This window comes from Micromonospora sp. WMMD961, from assembly GCF_029626145.1.
In the GTDB taxonomy this organism is placed as follows: domain Bacteria; phylum Actinomycetota; class Actinomycetes; order Mycobacteriales; family Micromonosporaceae; genus Micromonospora.
This window is the reverse complement of sequence record NZ_JARUBJ010000002.1, coordinates 3,383,689-3,401,073: the sequence shown is the minus strand read 5'-3', so window position 1 is coordinate 3,401,073 and position 17,385 is coordinate 3,383,689. Positions and strand designations below refer to the sequence as shown.

General features: G+C 72.0%; 19 protein-coding genes. 10 read left to right on the top strand and 9 right to left on the bottom strand.

The features are described from left to right. From O7614_RS15310 to O7614_RS15285, 6 genes are all read right to left on the bottom strand, one after another. Entirely contained in the window at nt 1-1,149 is a 1,149-nt protein-coding gene (locus tag O7614_RS15310) for an FUSC family protein (RefSeq protein WP_278139128.1), read from the bottom strand. A gap of 88 nt (nt 1,150-1,237) precedes the next feature. Then, entirely contained in the window at nt 1,238-1,651 is a 414-nt protein-coding gene (locus O7614_RS15305; RefSeq protein WP_278139127.1) for a DUF2267 domain-containing protein, read from the bottom strand. 41 nt (nt 1,652-1,692) lie between these two features. Further along, nucleotides 1,693-2,091: an NUDIX domain-containing protein gene (locus O7614_RS15300; RefSeq protein ID WP_278139126.1), complete on the bottom strand. Its 399-nt coding sequence runs from the start codon at nt 2,089-2,091 to the stop codon at nt 1,693-1,695. A 55-nt stretch (nt 2,092-2,146) separates the two neighbouring features. Continuing rightward, nucleotides 2,147-3,145: a hypothetical protein gene (locus tag O7614_RS15295; protein ID WP_278139125.1), complete on the bottom strand. Its 999-nt coding sequence runs from the start codon at nt 3,143-3,145 to the stop codon at nt 2,147-2,149. Between the two features lie 366 nt (nt 3,146-3,511). Then, complete coding sequence (locus tag O7614_RS15290; RefSeq protein ID WP_278139124.1) at nt 3,512-4,333, bottom strand: sugar phosphate isomerase/epimerase family protein; 822 nt, start codon at nt 4,331-4,333, stop codon at nt 3,512-3,514. Beyond that, a complete protein-coding gene (locus O7614_RS15285; protein ID WP_278139123.1) occupies nt 4,333-5,370 on the bottom strand; it encodes a zinc-binding dehydrogenase in 1,038 nt (345 codons plus the stop codon). Before O7614_RS15285 ends, O7614_RS15290 begins: the two co-directional genes overlap by 1 nt. Before the next feature lie 116 nt (nt 5,371-5,486). Here O7614_RS15285 and O7614_RS15280 point away from each other — a divergent pair, with 116 nt between their 5' ends. The 3 genes from O7614_RS15280 to O7614_RS15270 are packed head-to-tail and all read left to right on the top strand — an operon-like array spanning nt 5,487 to nt 8,697. Beyond that, nucleotides 5,487-6,881, top strand: a complete 1,395-nt coding sequence (locus O7614_RS15280; protein ID WP_278139122.1) for an extracellular solute-binding protein — start codon at nt 5,487-5,489, stop codon at nt 6,879-6,881. Continuing rightward, complete coding sequence (locus tag O7614_RS15275; protein WP_278139121.1) at nt 6,878-7,831, top strand: sugar ABC transporter permease; 954 nt, start codon at nt 6,878-6,880, stop codon at nt 7,829-7,831. Before O7614_RS15280 ends, O7614_RS15275 begins: the two co-directional genes overlap by 4 nt. Next, a complete protein-coding gene (locus tag O7614_RS15270; RefSeq protein WP_278139120.1) occupies nt 7,831-8,697 on the top strand; it encodes a carbohydrate ABC transporter permease in 867 nt (288 codons plus the stop codon). The genes O7614_RS15275 and O7614_RS15270 overlap by 1 nt, the downstream gene beginning before the upstream one ends. 57 nt (nt 8,698-8,754) lie before the next feature. On the opposite strand, the gene O7614_RS15265 is transcribed toward O7614_RS15270, so the two are convergent. Beyond that, nucleotides 8,755-9,492: an SDR family NAD(P)-dependent oxidoreductase gene (locus O7614_RS15265; RefSeq protein WP_278139119.1), complete on the bottom strand. Its 738-nt coding sequence runs from the start codon at nt 9,490-9,492 to the stop codon at nt 8,755-8,757. 106 nt (nt 9,493-9,598) lie between these two features. Between O7614_RS15265 and O7614_RS15260 the strand changes: the two genes are divergently transcribed. Beyond that, the gene (locus O7614_RS15260) at nt 9,599-10,195 is read left to right on the top strand and encodes a TetR/AcrR family transcriptional regulator (protein WP_278139118.1); all 597 of its coding nucleotides are present in this window, start codon (nt 9,599-9,601) and stop codon (nt 10,193-10,195) included. 40 nt (nt 10,196-10,235) lie between these two features. Then, nucleotides 10,236-10,841: a class I SAM-dependent methyltransferase gene (locus tag O7614_RS15255; RefSeq protein ID WP_278139117.1), complete on the top strand. Its 606-nt coding sequence runs from the start codon at nt 10,236-10,238 to the stop codon at nt 10,839-10,841. A 16-nt stretch (nt 10,842-10,857) separates the two neighbouring features. Here O7614_RS15255 and eccB read toward each other — a convergent pair whose 3' ends face one another. Continuing rightward, entirely contained in the window at nt 10,858-12,240 is a 1,383-nt protein-coding gene (gene eccB / locus O7614_RS15250; RefSeq protein ID WP_278139116.1) for a type VII secretion protein EccB, read from the bottom strand. Nucleotides 12,241-12,370: 130 nt separating this feature from the next. Between eccB and O7614_RS15245 the strand changes: the two genes are divergently transcribed. After that, nucleotides 12,371-13,090 (top strand): spermidine synthase, encoded by a 720-nt coding sequence (locus O7614_RS15245; protein WP_278139115.1) that lies wholly within the window; start codon nt 12,371-12,373, stop codon nt 13,088-13,090. A 156-nt stretch (nt 13,091-13,246) separates the two neighbouring features. After that, complete coding sequence (locus tag O7614_RS15240) at nt 13,247-13,423, top strand: hypothetical protein (RefSeq protein WP_278139114.1); 177 nt, start codon at nt 13,247-13,249, stop codon at nt 13,421-13,423. A gap of 4 nt (nt 13,424-13,427) precedes the next feature. Here the strand turns inward: O7614_RS15240 and O7614_RS15235 are convergent, their stop codons facing one another. Further along, nucleotides 13,428-15,230, bottom strand: coding sequence for an acyl-CoA dehydrogenase (locus O7614_RS15235; protein WP_278139113.1), 1,803 nt, complete (start codon nt 15,228-15,230; stop codon nt 13,428-13,430). A gap of 152 nt (nt 15,231-15,382) precedes the next feature. Between O7614_RS15235 and O7614_RS15230 the strand changes: the two genes are divergently transcribed. The 3 genes from O7614_RS15230 to O7614_RS15220 all read left to right on the top strand — a co-directional run bounded on the left by O7614_RS15230 (nt 15,383) and on the right by O7614_RS15220 (nt 17,378). After that, nucleotides 15,383-15,802 carry an MmcQ/YjbR family DNA-binding protein gene (locus O7614_RS15230; protein ID WP_278139112.1) on the top strand — a complete coding sequence of 140 codons (420 nt, stop codon included), beginning with the start codon at nt 15,383-15,385 and terminating at the stop codon, nt 15,800-15,802. Between the two features lie 129 nt (nt 15,803-15,931). After that, nucleotides 15,932-16,969 carry an L-dopachrome tautomerase-related protein gene (locus O7614_RS15225; RefSeq protein ID WP_278139111.1) on the top strand — a complete coding sequence of 346 codons (1,038 nt, stop codon included), beginning with the start codon at nt 15,932-15,934 and terminating at the stop codon, nt 16,967-16,969. 28 nt (nt 16,970-16,997) lie between these two features. After that, nucleotides 16,998-17,378, top strand: coding sequence for a VOC family protein (locus tag O7614_RS15220; RefSeq protein WP_278139110.1), 381 nt, complete (start codon nt 16,998-17,000; stop codon nt 17,376-17,378). Nucleotides 17,379-17,385 lie beyond the last annotated feature (7 nt).

The window sequence follows — 17,385 nt, the reverse complement described above, 5'->3', positions numbered from 1 at the left end:
TCACCCGCCCCCGTGCACGGAGGCTTCGCCGTCCTGTACCGCCTTGCGCACCTCGTCGTTCGCTGACGTCGCGTCGTACCCGATCGCCCGGAGAAGGTCGCTGGCAGCGGTACGGAGCTGGGTCACCACGGCGTCGCCGAACTCGTCGACGCCCTGGGCGCGGGCCCGGCCCGCCCGGTAGACGGCGTCGCGCACCGCCTGGTGGGTCCTCTCGGTCGGACGTCCAGCGCGATGCTCGCGGCGCAGCAGTTCGACCGCGTCGGCGAGCCGTCCGACGCCGGCGGACAGGTCAGGAGGAATCCGCTCGTGGTACTGCAGTGCCATCGCCGATCGGCGGGCGACCCCACGGCTGTGTTCGATGACGCGTTCCACCTGCTGACTGGCACGCGCGAACCGCTCCACGTCCTGCCGGCGCAACCAGCGGGCAGGGGCCAGGCTGACCACCTCTTCGGCGCCACTGAGCGCCTGGTGCATCCGGTCCAACGCGGGACCGATGTCGCGGAGCAGATCCAGGGCGCGAATCGCCCGCGGCCGGTCCCCCGCTGTCAGCGCACCGGACACCTCCCGCAGCTGACCGGCGAGCCGCTGATAGATCGGCGCCGCATCCCGGTCGAGGATCCGCATCGGGTTCAGCGGCACCAGCAACGCGACCACCACGAGGCCCACCGCGCCGCCGACCATCGCCTCGACGATCCGCGGCCATTCGAGGTCGTTCTGAGCCGGGGCGAGGGTCGCGAGCAGCACCGCCGTGCCGCCCGCCTGGCCGACGGCAGCCCCACTGCGCCCGAAGAGCACGAGCGTCGCGAGGACGGCACACCCGACGACGAATCCGGTCTGCCAGAACCCGGTGCCCAGAAAACTCAACAGGAAGTCGGTGGTGGCGATGCCGAGGCCGACACCGAGCAGCAGTTCGATGGTCCGGTGAGCGCGTTGCCCGAGCGCGGCGACGATCGTGCCCACCGCGGCGGAGGGGGCGAAGATCGGCGCGGGATTGCCCAGCAGGTCGTGCCCGATCGACCAGGCCAGGGCCGCGGCCAGCCCGGCCTGCACCGAGATGACCAGGGCGGCCTCCAACTGGCTGAGCCGCAGTCGGCTCGCCCGGCCACCGCGACTGCGGATCTGCGCGACGGCCGTCTTGACGCGTTTCACCGAGCACTCGTACCACGCACCGGCTGCCGATCAGTCCGGGTTCACGCTAATCGAGGTGTCCGGCACCGGCACAGCCCACGCGAGTGGATCACAAAGGACCTGGTCGGCCGCCGTCGTCGCGCGGCAGTCGCGCCACCATCTCGCGGAACTCCCGTACCGTCATCGCCTCCCGCAGCGTCGCGAAGACCGCTCCGGTTCCGGCGCGGGCGGCGGCCGGATCGACACCGGCACGCTGCTCCACCCGGCGCAGGAAGTCGGCCGGACCGGCGTCCGACGGCGGTGGTGCGGCACCGGCACCACCGTCGACCGGGGCCGGGCCGGTCAGATAACCGCCCACGTTGTTCGGAAGGTGTCCCACGAGGTCGTCGGGCGCGCCACCGGTCACCCGTTCGGCCATTGTCTGGAGGACGGCGCGGGCGAGCGCGGCGGCCTGCGCGGTCGGCAGGCCGGACCGCCGGGACACCGCGTCGATGAAGTACGGGAAGCCGTCGCCGTCGGTCACGCCGGGCGGTTACCCCCGGCCGACGTCGACAAACGGCAGCGTCAGCGCAGCAGGCCCTCGGACAGCAGGTGGTCGAAGATGATCTGGTCGACCGCGGAGGTGCGGTGCCGGTCGGCGTACCCCAGCCAGGCCATTTCGGCGATCTCGCTGGCCGGCTGCAACTGTCCCCGATATCCGGCCCGGTAACAGGTCATCCGGACGGTGATGCCGGCCGCGTGACCGTGCGCCGCAGCGGTGAAGGTGCCCAGCGGCACCGCGCCGCGCACGTCCACCTCGACGCTCAGCTCCTCGTGGACCTCCCGGCGCAGGGTCTCCAGGTCGGTCTCGCCCGGCTCGCGCTTGCCACCGGGCAGGTACCAGACGTCCTTGCCCTCCGACCGCGTACTCAGCACCCGTCCCTCCTCGATGAGGATCCAGGCCACCTTGTCGATCTCGCGCACGATGTTCCTTCCGGCCGGCGGACCGGGCACGCTACCACCGGCGGCCGGAGCTGACTCAGTCGGTCAGCAGGTCGAGCAGCAGCGCGGCGGTCCAGCTGAACGCCGGTGAGCCCAGGCCCGCGCCGGTGTCCGGATGGAAGTACTCGTGACAGCCGGCCCCGGCGACCACGCCGATCATCGAGTGGCGCAGCCCGGCGGCCAGGTCCGGGTGCCCGTGGGTGAGCAGTCCGCGCCGGACCAGCCAACCGATGTTCAGCCAGCTCGGCCCGCGCCAGTAGCGCAGTGGCTCGAAGTCGGGCGCGGTGCGGTCGTAGGTGGGCAGCGGCCGCTCCATGTGCCGGGCCACCCCGAAGCGCGCCGACCGGGCCTCGACCACGAGCGCGTCGACCTGTCGGGTCGGCAGGTCGGGCAGCAGCAGCGGGGTCAACCCGAGCACGGTACGGGCGCTGATCAGCCGACCGGTGCGCAGGTCGCGGGGTTGGAACGTGCCGGTGACCGGGTCGAAGAGCCGTCGTACCAACGCTTCGGTGACGCGGGCCGCGCGGGCCCGGTGCGGCCCGGGGTCGTGACCCAGCAGCGCGGCGATCTCGGCGAGCGCGTGCTCGGCGGACCCGAAGGCCGCGTTGAACAGCGGACACTCGACCAGGAACGGGTGGTCGTCGGCGAGATCCCGGTCGGCGTAGCCGTGCTCGCGGTAGGCGGCGACGATCGCCAGGTAGCGCGCGTAGTCCAGGTCCGTGGGGCGGTGCGCGGCGTCGGCGTGCGCGGTGTCGTGCCGACGGTACGCGCGCATCACCGCCGCCTCGGCTCCGACCGCTGCCATCGGCTCGTCCCAGGCGGGGCTGTTGTCCAACCCGGACTCCCACGGGTGCACGATGCAGACCAGCCCGTCGCCGGCCACGTCCCGCCGGTCGGCCAGGTAGTGCTGTTGGGCGACCAGCGCGGGGTAGAGCCGGCGCAGCGCGTCCAGGCCGGACGACTCGGGTGCCCGCCGGTACGCCAGCCACGCCGCGAGCGCGTGCACCGGTGGCTGGACCAGGCCGGACGTGTCCACCGTGGGGGTGCCCTCGGCGTTGTCGGTGCGCCCACATCTCCGGCCCGGGGAAGTACGCGCCGACCCGCAGCGCCGGGTTGAACACGATGTGCGGCACCCGCCCGTCGGCCCACTGGGCCCGGAACAGGCTCGTCAACTCGCGCCAGGCTCGTTCGGGGCGGACCTGGGCGAGCCCGATCGCGATGAACGCGGAGTCCCAACTCCACTGGTGCGGGTAGAGCGTGCGCGACGGCACGGTGTGGTCGTGTTCCCAGTTGGCGTCGAGCGTGTCGACCGCCAGCCGGCGCAACCCGGCCAGGTCGGTCGGGCCACCCGTGCGGGTCACGGCGGCGGTCCCGCCGACCCGTGTCGCCCCGGCGTCGGCGGTCACGCGGCGGCCCGCCGGGGCAACGCGTGCCGCAGCACCGTCGCGGCCTCCTGCAGGGCCCGGACCGGGTCCCCGCGCAGCCGGCACTCCAGGGCGAGCCAACCCCGGTAGTCCAGTTCCAGCAGGGTACGCACCAGCGCCGGCCAGTCCAGGTGCCCCGCGCCGGGCTGGTAGCGGTTGGAGTCGCTGACCTGTACGTGCCCGAGGTAGGGCGCGGCGGCGCGAAGCGCGCGGTGCACGTCGTCCTCCTCGATGTTCATGTGGAAGGTGTCGGCGACCACCCGGACCGACGGCAGTGCGAGTGCGGCGCACAGCGCCACCGCCTCGTCGAGGCGGTTGACCATGTGGTCCTCGTACCGGTTGAGGGGTTCCAGGAAGAGGGTGACCCCCTCGGCCCGGGCGTGTTCGCCCAGGCCGCCCAGGGCGTCGAGGAGGACCTGCCGGTCGCCGGCCGGCGGTCGGGGTGGCTCGAACGGCGGAAGCCGCCGGGAGAACATCCCCCAGGCGGCCGGGGTCATCACCCCGACGCCGCCCAGCTCGGCGATCACCGAGAGCTGGGAGCGCAGGTTGCGGACGGCGTCGGCGGACCGGTCGGTGTCGAAGTCGCCGATGAAGTGGTCCATCTCGACGCAGACGGTGGGCAGCACCACCCCGGCGGCGCGGGCCCGGCGCAGCTCCGGCAGCCGGTGGGCGAACGCCAGGTCGCCGCGTCCGCGTAGTTCGATGCCCTGGTAGCCGAGGGCGGTCGCGAGGGCGTACTTCTGGATCAGGTTGGTGCCCGGCAGGAGTTGTTCCTGGCAGGCCAGCGCGATGGTGGTCATCAGAACCTCAGCACGACTTGGAGGACGTCACCGGCGCCGCGGTCGAGCAGCGCGAGGGCGTCGGCGACGGCGCTGGCGTCGACGATGTGGCTGACCAGCGGCATCGGATCGACGCTGCGGTCGGCCACCGGGTCCATGAAGGTCTGCGCGACCCGGTCTCCGGTCCACCGCCCGGCCATGCTCGGCGCGGGGGTGGGCCCGGACACCTGGGCGGCCACCAGCTGGATGCGGTTGTGGTGGAACTCCTCGCCGAGGCCGAGCGCGTCGGCCTGGCCCTGGTAGAACCCGGCGGCGACGACCCGGCCGGCGTGTGCGGTGGAGCGGATGGCCTCGTGCAGCGCCGGGTACGCCCCGGACAACTCCAGGCAGACGTCCGCGCCCCGGCCGTCGGTGGCGCGGCGCAGCGCGGCAGCGGCGGATTCGGTCCGCGCGTCCACTGTGGATGCCGCGCCGTACCGGGCAGCGTGTTCCAGCCGGGCCGGCACCGGGTCGACGGCCACCACCCGGGCCCCGGAGAGCACCGCGAGTCGGGTGGTGAGCAGCCCGATGACGCCCTGCCCGAAGACACCGACCCAGTCGCCGAGGTGCAGGTCGCCGGCGAGCACGGCGGTCAGGGCGATGGCGCCGGGGCGGGCGAAGACCGCGGCGAGCGGGTCCAACCCGGCGGGGAGCGGACGGACCGACCCGGCGGCGAGCACCGCCTCGGCCCGATGCCCCCAGATGCCCCAGACCAACTGCCCCGGGTGCCGGTCGGCGACCTCCGGCGCCACCTCGACGATCTCGCCGACTTCTTCGTAGCCGAAGCCGATCAACGGGTAGGGCACCGGCGCCTGTCGGGGGACGAACATCCGGGCGGTGTCGTCCCAGGCCTTGCTGAGCCGGGGGTTGCTGCCCCGGTAGAGGGTCAGCTCGGTGCCGGCGGAGATGCCCGAGTAGCAGGTGCGGACGCGAACCTGGCCGGGGCCGAGCGGATCCGGGGGGTGGGGCTCGAGGCTGATCCGTCGAGGCCCGGCGAGAGAGACAACCCAATTGACCATGAGTCACATCCCGGTAGCACTGGGCTCCAGGATAGACACAAAATCGCCATATGTCTTGCTATTGATCAATCGAAGGCGTTGAATCCGTCATGTACCCTTCGAGAGGAGTGCCACTGATGTCAGCACCTCCGAGGCGGATACTCGCCACCACAGTGATCCTGGCACTGACCACGTCCACCCTGCTGGCCTGCGGCGACGACAAGTCGGACAGCAACAGCAAGAAGATCACCGTCTGGAGCCTGGAGGACGTCGCCGACCGGGTGACCGCCACCAAGGCGATCATCGCGGACTTCACCGCGAAGACCGGCATCCAGGTCGACCTCGTGACCGTCAACGAGGACCAGTTCCCCTCCCTGATCGCCGCAAACGCCGCCGCCGGCGACCTGCCCGACGTGGTCGGGTCGGTCTCCCTCGCCGGCATCCGGACGCTCGCCGGCAACGAGCTGCTGCACACCTCGGCGAACGCCGAGGTCGTCGACAGGCTGGGCAGGCAGACGTTCTCACCGCGAGCGCTGGAGCTCACCTCCGACGACGGCACACAGCTCTCCGTGCCCAGCGACGGATGGGGGCAGCTGCTCGTCTACCGCAAGGACCTGTTCGCCGCCGCCAACCTGCCCGCCCCCGACACGTACGAGCGGATCACCGCGGCAGCGGCGGCGCTGAACACCGGTGGTGTCGCCGGGATCACCGCGGCGACCGCCCCCAGCGACGTGTTCACCCAGCAGACCTTCGAGCACCTGGCGCTGGCCAACGGCTGCCAGCTCACCGACGACTCCGGAGAGGTCACCCTGGACTCACCCCAGTGCGTCGAGGCGTTCCGCTTCTACGGCGACCTGATCCGCACCAGCTCGGTAAAGGGCGCACAGGACGTGGACACCACCCGGGCCACCTACTTCGCCGGCAAGGCGGCCATGGTGATCTGGTCACCGTTCATCCTCGACGAGCTGGCCGGGTTGCGCGACGACGCCAAGCCGACCTGCCCGCAGTGCCAGGCCGACCCGGGTTTCCTCGCGAAGAACAGCGGGTTCGTCACCGCGATCAAGGGCCCGAACGGCGCCGAGCCGGCCCAGTACGGCGAGATCAGCTCCTGGGCCGTGGTGGACGGCGCGGTGGCCGACCCGGCGAAGTCCTTCGTGGAGTACATGCTCGGAGACGGCTACCCGCGCTGGTTCGGCATGTCCCCCGAGGGTCGCTTCCCGGTCCGCAAGGGCACCCCGGCCGAGCCGGAGGCGTTCCTGACCGCCTGGAACGCCAGCCAGGCCGGCGTGGACGCGAAGAAGCCCCTCGCCGACGTGTACGGCGACGAGGTGTTGGCCACCCTGCGCCGCAGCCCGGACACCTTCGGGCGGTGGGGGCTCACCCAGGGGCAGGGCAGACTGGTCGGCGCCATGCTCGGTGAGCTACCGGTGCCCAAGGTGCTGGGCGACCTCGTCTCCGGCGAGTCCGACGCGACGGCCGCCGCCAACCGCGCCAAGAAGGACGTCGAAGCGATCAAGGCGGGGGTCAATTGACCACCACCGCGCCCGGCCCCGGCCGCTCCCCCACCCGGGAGCGGCCGGCGCGGGGCCGCCGACCGCTGACCCTGCGCCGCCGCGAAGCCCGGGCCGGACTCGCGCTGGTCGCACCAACCCTGCTCGTCACCATCGCGGTCATCGGCATCCCGATCGTGTGGACCGTGGTGCTCGCCTTCCAGCGGGTCCGGCTCGCCACGCTGCGCAAGACCGGCCTGTTCGGCGAGTTCACCATGGACAACATCGACCGGGTGCTGCACACCCCCGGCTTCGCCGAGACGCTGTGGGTCACGGTGATCTACAGCATCGGCGGCACCGTCGGGTCGATAGTGCTCGGCCTGGTCGCCGCGCTGGTGGTCCGTCGGCCGTTCCGGGGCCGCACCCTGGTCCGGGCGTCCATGCTGCTGCCGTACGTGGCACCGGTGGTCGCGGTGACGTTCCTCTGGCAGGTGATGCTCGACCCACAGCTCGGCATCGTCAACGCGTGGGGTCAACGCCTGCTCGGCTGGGACACCCCGGTGCCGTTCCTCACCCAGGAGTCGACCGCGCTGATCACCGTGATCGTGTTCGAGGCGTGGCGGTACTTCCCGTTCGCCTTCCTGTTCCTGCTGGCCCGACTCCAGGCCGTTCCCGGTGAGTTGGAGGAGGCCGCCCGCGTCGACGGGGCCACCCCCACCCAACGCTTCCGGCACATCCTGCTGCCCCAACTACTGCCGGTGATGGCCCTGCTGGGCGTGCTGCGCTTCATCATGACGTTCAACAAGTTCGACGACGTCTACCTGCTCACCGGCGGCGCGGCGGGCACCGAGGTGGTCAGCGTACGGGTGTACGAGTTCCTCACCGCCCGTACCGACATCGGGGCCGCGGCGGCGCAGGCGGTCGTGCTGGCCGTGGTGCTCATCGTGTTCGTGCTGATCTACCTGCGCTTCTTCGGACGGAGGGTGAAGTGATGGACCGGGACGTCATCGAGACGGTGAGCCTGCGCTGGCTGCGCCGCCTGGTGATCGCCGCGTTCCTGGTGGTCACCGTCTTCCCCTTCTACTACATGCTGGTGCTCTCGGTGCGTCCCATCGAGCGGCTGCTGCTCGACCCCGGCGCGCTGGTGGTCGGCTTCGGCGAACTGACGGTGGCCACGTACGCCGAGGTCCTCAAGGCCACCGACGACGGCGGCCAGGGCTTCCTCACCTTCATCCGCAACAGCGGCCTCGTCGCGGTCGCGGCGACAGTGCTCACCCTGCTGATCGCGATCCCCGGCGCGTACGCGGTGGCCCGGCTGCGGTTCTTCGGCCGGCGGCAGGTGGACTTCCTGTTCCTGGCGGTCTACCTGTTCCCGTCGATCGTCATCGCGATCCCGCTGTTCGTGGCGTTCAGCCTTGCCAACCTGCGCGGCTCGCTGTTCGGTCTGGTGCTGGTCTACATCTCGCAGACGTTGCCGGTCTCGGTCTACATGTTGAGGAACTACTTCGAAACCATCCCGGTCAGTCTGGAGGAGTCCGCCGCCATCGACGGCGCCGGTCGGCTCGGCATCATCCGCCGGGTCAGCCTGCCCCTCGCCATGCCATCGGTCATGGCGGTCGCGCTCTACGACTTCATGATCGCCTGGAACGAGTTCCTCTTCGCCCTGCTGTTCCTGGTCGACAAACCCAACCGGTGGACGGTGTCGCTGGGGTTGTCACTGCTCGCCGACGGGGTGGAGGTCCCCAAGACGGTGCTGATGGCCGGCTCGGTCGTGCTCACCCTGCCCATCGTGATCCTCTTCTTCGCCAGCGAGCGGCTGCTCACCGAGGGTCTGACCAGCGGCGCGGAGAAGGGATGAGGGATTCCCGTCGGGCGCTGAGCGGTGTCGCCGCCGCTCAGCGCCCGCTCGGCGCGCTCAGACGGCGCTGCCGTGGTCGACGTCGGGGTGCACCACCTCGACGCGGTCGCGGGTAACGAGCAGCTTCCACAACAGGTCGGCGAGGTCGACCGGGTCGACAGTGGGGATCTCGATGCCCTGGGGCATGTGGACACCCAGCTCGCCGGCGGTCATCGCCCGGTGTCCGGCGCTGCCCAGGATCATGGCGTTGACCATCAAGGTGCCGACGTAGACACCCTTGCCGGCGACCTCGCCGTGCAGGCTGTGCAGGTAGTTGCGGGCCGCCGCCATCGCCGGTCCGACGCCGCTCATGAAGGGTGCCGGGTTGACCGCCGTGGCACCCTGCGTGATGAGGATGCCGCCGTCGCCGCGTTCGATCATTGCGGGCAGGACCTGACGCACGATCTCCAGCGGGGTGAGCAGGTACAGCTTCACGAACCCCTGTGCGACCTCCGGCGTCAGCTCCGCCGCCGGGATGAACGGCGCGGTGGTGATCGGCGCGTATTCGACGACGTCGATGCCGCCGTATCGCGCGGTGATCGCGGCGAGCAGTGCGGGCACCTCGGCGGTCCGCGTCAGGTCGGCCGGGAACGCGGCCGCCTCGATGCCATCGGTCGTCAGCTCGGCGACGAGCCGGTCGAGGGCGTCCGGCCGGCGGCCGACGAGGGCCACCCGGTAGCCCTCGCGGCCGAACCGTCGAGCCACCGAGAGGCCGAGGCCGGTTCCCGCGCCGAAGATCGCAACGGTCTTGGACATGTGTGGACTCCCCAGGTCGAGTGATATCTTGAGGGCTGCCTCAAGTTGACCTGACCGACGCTAGCATTAACTTGAGGGTGTCATCAACTTATGGAGGCCGGCGCGGATGGGAACGGGTGGAACGGGCAGGTCGACGCTGCGGCGCGACGCACGGGAGAACCTCGTAAAGCTCACGAACGCCGCCGTTGAGGTGTTCCGTGCGCAGGGTCTCGGCGCGCCGCTGGAGGAGGTGGCCCGCACCGCCGGTGTCAGTACGGGCACCCTCTACAACCGGTTCGGCTCCCGGGAAGCGCTCATCGACGTCGCCGTCCCGATCATCGCGGCCGAGCAGATGGCGACGATCGCCGCCGAGGCCCAGGCGATTCCCGACCCGTGGAGCCGATTCCGCTTCTACCTGACGAGCCTGCTCGAACTCCAGGCCACCCTGCCCGTACTCGACGACATCATGGCGCGCCGGTACCCGGCTTCGGAGCAGTTGGCGCGCCTGTGCGACGAGGCCGTCGTGCACGCGTCGTCGTTCCTCGAAGCGGCCCAGGAAGACGGTTCGCTACGCGACGACTTCGGCCCCGCCGACCTCACCGCGATCTTCTTGGCGAGTTCCGGCATCCTGCGAAGCGACCCCAAGGCCGACACCGGCGCCTGGCGTCGGCACATGGGGTTCGTCCTCGACGGCCTTCGGGTCGACCCACACCGCCGGCCCTGACCCCGCGCCGCTCCCCCACCGGTCCGGTTACGGTGGCCACATGGCCAACCCGACCCGCTGGGCGACCGACACCGGCCCCGAGCACTCACAGTGGTACATCGACCGGTTCCGCAAGCTGGCCGCCGAGGGAGCGGACCTGGCCGGCGAGGCCCGCCTGGTGGACACCCTGGTCGCGCCCGGCTCACGGATCCTCGACGCCGGCAGCGGCACCGGCCGGGTCGGTGCCGCGCTGGCCCAGCGTGGGCACACAGTGGTGGGGGTGGACGCCGACCCGGCACTGGTGGACGCCGCCCGCGCCGACCATCCCGGCCCGACCTGGCTGGTCGCCGACCTGGCCGAACTGGATCTGCCCGCGTTGGGTGAGGCGGAGCCGTTCGAAGCGGCGGTGCTGGCCGGCAACGTGCTCGCCTTCGTCGCCGTCGGCACCGAGCCGGAGGTGCTGCGCCGGGTCGCCGCCCACCTGCGGCCCGACGGGGTGCTGACCGTGGGCTTCGGCACCGAACGCGGCTACCCGCTGACCGCGTTCGACGCCGACGCGGTGGCCGCCGGGCTGCGCGTGGAGCACCGCTTCGCCACCTGGGACCTGCGCCCGTGGCGCGACGACGCCCCGTTCGCGGTCACCATCCTGCGCCGGCCGGCGGACTGACACCGCGCAGGCCGCGTCATCCACCGTCCCCGGCGGCGACGGCCCGGGCGGCGGCGGGGTCCAGGGTCGCGCCGGCCGGTACCAGGCTGACCAGACCGGCCGGCAGCCGCAACGGGCGGACGCTGCCGTAGCCGAGCATCGGCAGCACCTCACGGTCGGCCAGCACGTACCGCCGGCCCAGGTCGGTGACCACGGAGACCGCGCCGCCGGTCGCGCCGGGCGCCGCGGCGGCCTCGACCACCGCGCCGCGACCCGGCTCGACCAGCACATGGTCGGCCAGCACCGCGCCGCCGGTCGGCGCGGTGCGTGGCGAAGCCGCCAGGTCCCGCAGCGGTACGCCCCACCGCACCTCGCCAGCCCCACCGTCGTCGGCGACGCGGGTGCAGAGCGCCCCGTCGCCGCCGGCCGCCAGTCGGGGTGGGGTCGGCGGCGGGGCGTTCTGGCCGGTCGGCGCAAGGTCGGGCACTGTGGGCACCGCGGCGAACCGGCCCGGGGTCATCGGCACCGGCGCACCCTGCCCGGTGCGGGCCAGCAGCAACCCGGCCTGCAGCTCGGTGATGCCGGCCAAGCCGGCGTCGAGGGCCACCGCGTACTGCCGGCCGCCACCGGAGTTGCTCACCAGGTAGACCGTGCCCACGACGGCGCCCGGCACCCGGGTGGCGGGCCGGCCGAGTTCCGGCAGGTCGAGCGGGGCGAGGTCGGTGCCGGCCGGCAGCGAGTTGAGCAGGGCGGGAGCCACCGGCACGGCCTGCGCACGGGTGGTGGCGAGCGCCGCCAGGACCCGGCTGGGATCGCGGACCAGGTAACGCCGTTGGTGCCAGACCAGGTGCAGGCCGCCGTCGGGGTGGCGCAGCAGCAGTGCCTCGTCGCCCAGCGGCCGGCCGCCGTCGGGCTCGGTGCCGATCAGCAGCGCGGACCGGGGCGCCTCGCCGGCCGGAACGGTCGAGCAGACCGTCCACGCCGCGGTGGCCAACCGCCCGGGGACGGGCAGCGAGTCGGGAGCGTCGGCGATGCCCAGCGGCAGACCGCGCGGCACGCCGTCGATCGTGCGTCGGGAGACGAGCACGGTCTTCGACCGATCCGCGCCGACGATGAGCAGCGCGGAGGCGTAGTTGAGCACCGGGTGCAGCTTCTGCTCGCGGTAGACGAACCGGGCACCGGACTCCTTCTCCACGATCACCGCGCCCGGGTCACGCCAGCCCTTGCCGCCACCGGCGAACAGGCCATAGAGCGCGAAACCACCCAGCAGGATCACCGCGACCAGGACGCTGGCCAGACCTGCGCCAGCCAGCCGACGAAACGGTGACTGCGCCGGGTCGGTCTCCCGCATGACCAGGGCGGCGACCGCCCGTTGGACGCTGAACTGGTAGGAGTGCAGCTGGTCCTGCCGCGACGGCATGAGGTCCCTTCCGGTCGTTCGGCCGGGCACAGGATATGCGTTGCGTCGATGTCTCGCGGACCCTGCGTGGCCGTCGACCGCGGGGCAACCGGTACCATCCGTGGACGAATCCGGCGGCGAGAGGGCACCCGTGGGCGCGCGTTTCGAGGAGCTGGCCTGGCGGGAGACCCCGATCGGGGCGATCAGCCTGCGCCGACGCCGGGACCCGGCACTGCAGGTCGAGGTGTACGAGGTCAAGCTCGACGACGAATACCTGATGTCCAGCCTCTTCCCGGTCGCGGAGATCGAGCTGGCCCGGCTGGGTCTCGCCGAGGTGGCCGGTGAGTCGATCGACGTGGTGGTCGGCGGTCTCGGCCTCGGCTACACCGCCTGCGCGGCGCTGGGTGACCCACGGGTGCGGTCGCTGCTGGTGGTGGAGGCGATCGAGGACGTGATCGACTGGCACCGACGAGGGCTGCTGCCGTTCGCGGCGGGGCTCGCCGAGGATCCGCGGACCCGGTTCGCGCAGGCCGACTTCTTCGCGGCGGTCGCCGGTGACGTCGGGTTCGACGCCGAGGCGCCCGGGCGGCGGTTCGACGCGGTGCTGCTGGACGTCGACCACTCACCGCGCAACGTCCTGCACCCCAGCCATGCCGCGTTCTACCCGCCGGCCGGTCTGCGCCGCCTGGCCGCCCTGCTGCGCCCCGAGGGCGTCTTCGCCCTCTGGTCGGACGACCCGCCGGACGCCGGCTTCACCGACGCGCTGAGCGAGGTGTTCGCGAGCGTACGGGCGCACGTCGTGCCGTTCGCCAACCCGCTGACCGGCGGCGAGTCGGCCAACACCGTCTACGTGGCGCGTACCGGCAGCTGAACCCGCCCTCGAGCGACTCCGGTTTCGAAGCACTTCCGCGCCCCGGACACACCGGCCCCGAGGAACCCGAGTCGATCAATCGGCATGGTGTCGGCCGGACTGGGAATCTGAACCCGGGCCCGCCGCACCAGGCGCGGCCGGTCACGGGAGGTCGAGATGCGCGCACTGCTCTGGGTCGTCGGCGTGGTCGCCGGCGTGCTGATCCTGCTCGGGTTGTTGCTCGAAGCGGTCCGCTGGCTGATCATCATCGGTGTGGTCGCGCTGGTGATCGTGATCGTCTGGGGCGTCGTCAAGGGGCGGCAGGCGGTGCACCACCAGGGCCGACGGCGCTGACCGGTCAGAACCAGTCCGGCCGCATGTCGAGCGCGGTCCGGTCCCGGCTCTCCAGCAGGTCGAACTGCGGACCGGTGCGGGGCAGTTCGACGGCGAAGAAGTACCGGGCGGCCTGTCGCTTGCCGGCGTGGAACGCGTCGCCGGCCCCCTCCGGCGGCAGCGCCACCACCTGCTCCAGCCACATCCACGCGATCACCACGTGTCCGACGGCCTCCAGGTAGGCGCTGGCGTTGGCCAGCGCGAGCACCGGGTCACCGTCGGCCCACAGCCGAGCGGTGACCGCGGTCACCCGGTCCACCGCGTCGGCCAGACGGTCCGCCAGACCGGCCGCCTCGCCACCAGCCTTCCGGGCCCGCTCGACGGTGTCCTCGATCGTCGTGGTCAACAGAGTGAGACCGGCGCCGCCCTGCATGGTCATCTTGCGCCCCAGCAGATCCAGTGCCTGGATGCCGTGCGTGCCCTCGTGGATCGGGTTGAGCCGGTTGTCCCGGTAGTGCTGCTCCACGTCGTGGTCGCGGGTGTAGCCGGCTCCCCCGAGCACCTGGATCGCCAGGTCGTTGGCGGTCAGGCACCACTGCGACGGCCAACTCTTGGCGATCGGCGTGAGCACGTCGAGCAGCAGAGTGGCGCGTTCACGGTCGGCCTCGGCGGGGGCGGTCTTCTGCTCGTCGAGCAACCGGGCGCAGTAGAGCACCAACGCCAGCGCCCCCTCCACGTAGCTCTTCTGCGCCAGCAGCATGCGGCGTACGTCGGGGTGGTCGATGATCGGCACCTGCGCGGTGGCCGGGTCCTTCGCGCCGACCGGCCGACCCTGCGGCCGCTCCCGGGCGTACGCCAGGCTCTTGAGGTAGCCGGTGTAACCCAGCGCGGCGGCGCCCGCCCCGACCCCGATCCGGGCCTCGTTCATCATGTGGAACATCTGTGCCAGACCCTGGTGCGGCGCCCCGACGAGGTGACCGACCGCACCGGCACGGCCGCCCGGGGTGTGCCCGCCGTCGCCGAAGCTGAGCAGGGTGTTCGTGGTGCCCCGGAAACCCATCTTGTGGTTGAGCCCGGCCAACACCACGTCGTTGCGCTCGCCGAGCGACCCGTCCGCGTCGACCAGCACCTTGGGGACGATGAACAGCGAGATGCCCTTCACTCCGGGCGGCCCGTCGGGGATCCGCGCCAGGACGAGGTGCACGATGTTCTCGGCCAACTCGTGGTCGCCACCGGAGATCCACATCTTCGTGCCGAAGAGCCGGTACGAGCCGTCGGCCTGAGGCTCGGCGCGGGTGGTGATGTCGGCCAGCGAGCTGCCCGCGTGCGGCTCGGACAGGCACATGGTGCCGAAGAACCGGCCGTCCAGCATCGGTCGGACGTAGGTGTCCACCTGCTCGGCGCTTCCGTGCGCCAGCAACAGGTTGGCGTTGCCCAGGGTCAGGAACGGGTACGCCGAGGTGGCCACGTTGGCCGCCTGGAACCAGGTGAAGCAGGCCGCCGCGACCGCGTGCGGCAGTTGCAGGCCGCCGACCGAGGCGTCCAACGCGGCGGTGAGCAGGCCCGTCTCGGCGAAGCTGTCCAGCGCGGCGCGAACCTGCGGGATCAGGCGCACGCGCTGCCCGTCGAACGTGGGCTCGGCGAGGTCGGCCGCCCGGTTGTGCGGGGCGAACTGTTCGGTGGCCACCTGCTCGGCGAGGTCGAGTGCGTCGTCGAACGTCTCCCGGTCGTGCTCCGCGTAGCGGGGACGCTCGACGAGTTGGGACACCCGCAGCCAGTCGTGCAGCAGGAAGTCCAGGTCACGGCGGGAGAGCAGGGTGGACGGCACGAGTCTCCTCAGCGGGCACGGGGTGGGACTGCCGGGACGACGGCCCACTGTCGCCCCGGCTCATCCTGACGGATCGGGAGAGTCGGCACCACCGGCGCGGGCGGCGTCGGGCGAGCGGAATGTGTCACACCGGGCGGCTAGGGTCGCTGCCTGTGACCGAACCCGGAGATGTCCCGCCCGAGGTGCTCGACCGGCTGCGCCCGATCTGTCTCGGCCTGCCGGAGACGTACGAGGAGCCTGCCTGGGTGGGCATCCGCTGGCGGATCCGCAAGCGCACCGTCGCCCACGTGTTCACCGTCGACCCCGCTCGGCAGGTGGTGCACGCGCGGGCCGCCGAGCTCGACCGGCCCGCCTGCCTACTGACCTTCCGCTCACCGCTCGACGAGATCGCCGGGCTGCTGAGCGCCGGTCATCCCTTCTACAAGCCGGACTGGAGTCCGACGGTGATGGGCATGGTCCTGGACGGGGGCGCCGACTGGGTCGAGATCGCGGAGTTGCTCTCCGAGAGCTACTGCATGCTCGCCCCGAAGCGGCTCGCCGCCCTGGTCGGCCCGCAGTCCCCGACCCACTGAGCGGGCGGCGCCCGGCGAGCAGGCGGTTTCGCCCGGCATGCTCCGGGGATACCGGGCTGGGTGGCCGAGGTCAGTCGGGCTCCCCGCCGGACTGCCGACGACGCCGCAGGGCGGGTGAGGAGCGGGTCGATGTCCACCCTGCCCACCCGGGAGGACCCCCGGCTGACCTCGATCCTGAGCGAGGGCCGGGTGTGCACGGGGGTGACCTCAGTGCGCGGGCGGGTCTTCCTGAGCTACCCGTCGGCGGACGGGCCCGGCGTCCAGGTGGTCGAGGCCCTCCCGGACGGCCGCCGCAACCCGTACCCGGACGCTGCGTGGAACCGGACGAACCAGCCACCGGACGGCACGTTCGTGCACGTCAACGGATTGCGTGGCGGCCCGGACGGTCGGCTGTGGATCCTCGACTCGGGCACGCCGCAGATCGGCGGGAAGCAGGTCCCGGGAGGTGCCCGGTTGATCGCGGTCGACCCACACGGCGACCGGGTGGAACGCGTCTACCACCTCGGCGAGGCGCTGCACCCCACCAGCTACGTCGACGATGTCCGTTTCAACGGGGCGATCGCGTACCTCAGCGACGCGGGAATGCCCGGCCTTGTCGTGCTCGACCTCGAATCGGGTCGGCTTCGGCGCGTACTGGACGGACACCCGAGCACCGTGGGCGGACCGGTGGTCGCCGACGGGCGGGTGCTGCGCGATCCGGACGGCGCCGAGGTGCGTCTGCACGTCGACCAGCTTGAGGTGTCGCCCGACGGTCGATGGCTCTACTACCAACCGGCCTCCGGTGGGATGTCCCGGCTCGACACCCGCTGGGTGGACGACCCGACGGTGTCGGCCGACGAGGTGGCACGGCGGGTCGAACGGTGGTGCGACACGCCCAGCACCGGCGGCACGGCGATCGACAACACCGGAACCATCTACCTCAGCGACGTGGAGCACAGACGCATCCTCACCGTCGCTCCGGACGGCAGCGTGCGTACCCTCGTCGCCGACCCCCGGCTGGTCTGGGTGGACGCGATGTGGCTCGACGCCGAGGCCCGGCTCTGGATGCCGGCGGCCCAGTTGCACCTGACCGCCGGGCTCAACGGCGGGCGTTCTGCGGTCGACTACCCGGTGCGCGTCTACCGGATGCCGGTCGCGGCCGGGCCGCCCGTCCTGGACCATGCCTGAGCTGACGGGCGTCGATATGCTGCCTCGCATGCATCGAAGTCGCGTCTACGCCCTGCTGATCGACACCCCCGCGGCGCAGGCCACCCGGGCTGCGGAGTTCTGGTCCGCCGCGCTCGGCGTCAGCACCCGGACCCATCCGGCGGAGCCGCAGTTCGTCGGCCTGCACGAGGCGCTGCCGGGGCTGGTCGCCGCGGTCCAGGCAGTCGACGACGAGCCCCGCTTCCACCTCGACATCGAGACCGATGACGTGCCGGCCGAGACCGCGCGGCTGATCGGCCTGGGTGCCACCGAGGTGTCCCGGTGGCTCGAGTGTCGGATTCTGCGGGCGCCCGGCGGTCACCTGCTCTGCGTGTTGCCGGTGGAGAGCCCGCCGGAGCTCTTCGCCGCCGAGGCCCGCACCTGGTCCTGACGCATCG

Bases quoted from the DNA above. Each gene is read 5' to 3' on its own strand.
- O7614_RS15255 (WP_278139117.1), top strand. From the start codon at position 10,236: ATGGCCAACCCGACCCGCTGGGCGACCGACACCGGCCCCGAGCACTCA.
- O7614_RS15290 (WP_278139124.1), bottom strand. From the start codon at position 4,333: ATGACCACCATCGCGCTGGCCTGCCAGGAACAACTCCTGCCGGGCACC.
- O7614_RS15280 (WP_278139122.1), top strand. From the start codon at position 5,487: ATGTCAGCACCTCCGAGGCGGATACTCGCCACCACAGTGATCCTGGCA.
- O7614_RS15240 (WP_278139114.1), top strand. From the start codon at position 13,247: ATGCGCGCACTGCTCTGGGTCGTCGGCGTGGTCGCCGGCGTGCTGATC.
- O7614_RS15265 (WP_278139119.1), bottom strand. From the start codon at position 9,492: ATGTCCAAGACCGTTGCGATCTTCGGCGCGGGAACCGGCCTCGGCCTC.
- O7614_RS15220 (WP_278139110.1), top strand. From the start codon at position 16,998: ATGCATCGAAGTCGCGTCTACGCCCTGCTGATCGACACCCCCGCGGCG.
- O7614_RS15285 (WP_278139123.1), bottom strand. From the start codon at position 5,370: ATGGTCAATTGGGTTGTCTCTCTCGCCGGGCCTCGACGGATCAGCCTC.
- O7614_RS15260 (WP_278139118.1), top strand. From the start codon at position 9,599: ATGGGAACGGGTGGAACGGGCAGGTCGACGCTGCGGCGCGACGCACGG.
- O7614_RS15225 (WP_278139111.1), top strand. From the start codon at position 15,932: ATGTCCACCCTGCCCACCCGGGAGGACCCCCGGCTGACCTCGATCCTG.
- O7614_RS15270 (WP_278139120.1), top strand. From the start codon at position 7,831: ATGGACCGGGACGTCATCGAGACGGTGAGCCTGCGCTGGCTGCGCCGC.
- eccB (WP_278139116.1), bottom strand. From the start codon at position 12,240: ATGCCGTCGCGGCAGGACCAGCTGCACTCCTACCAGTTCAGCGTCCAA.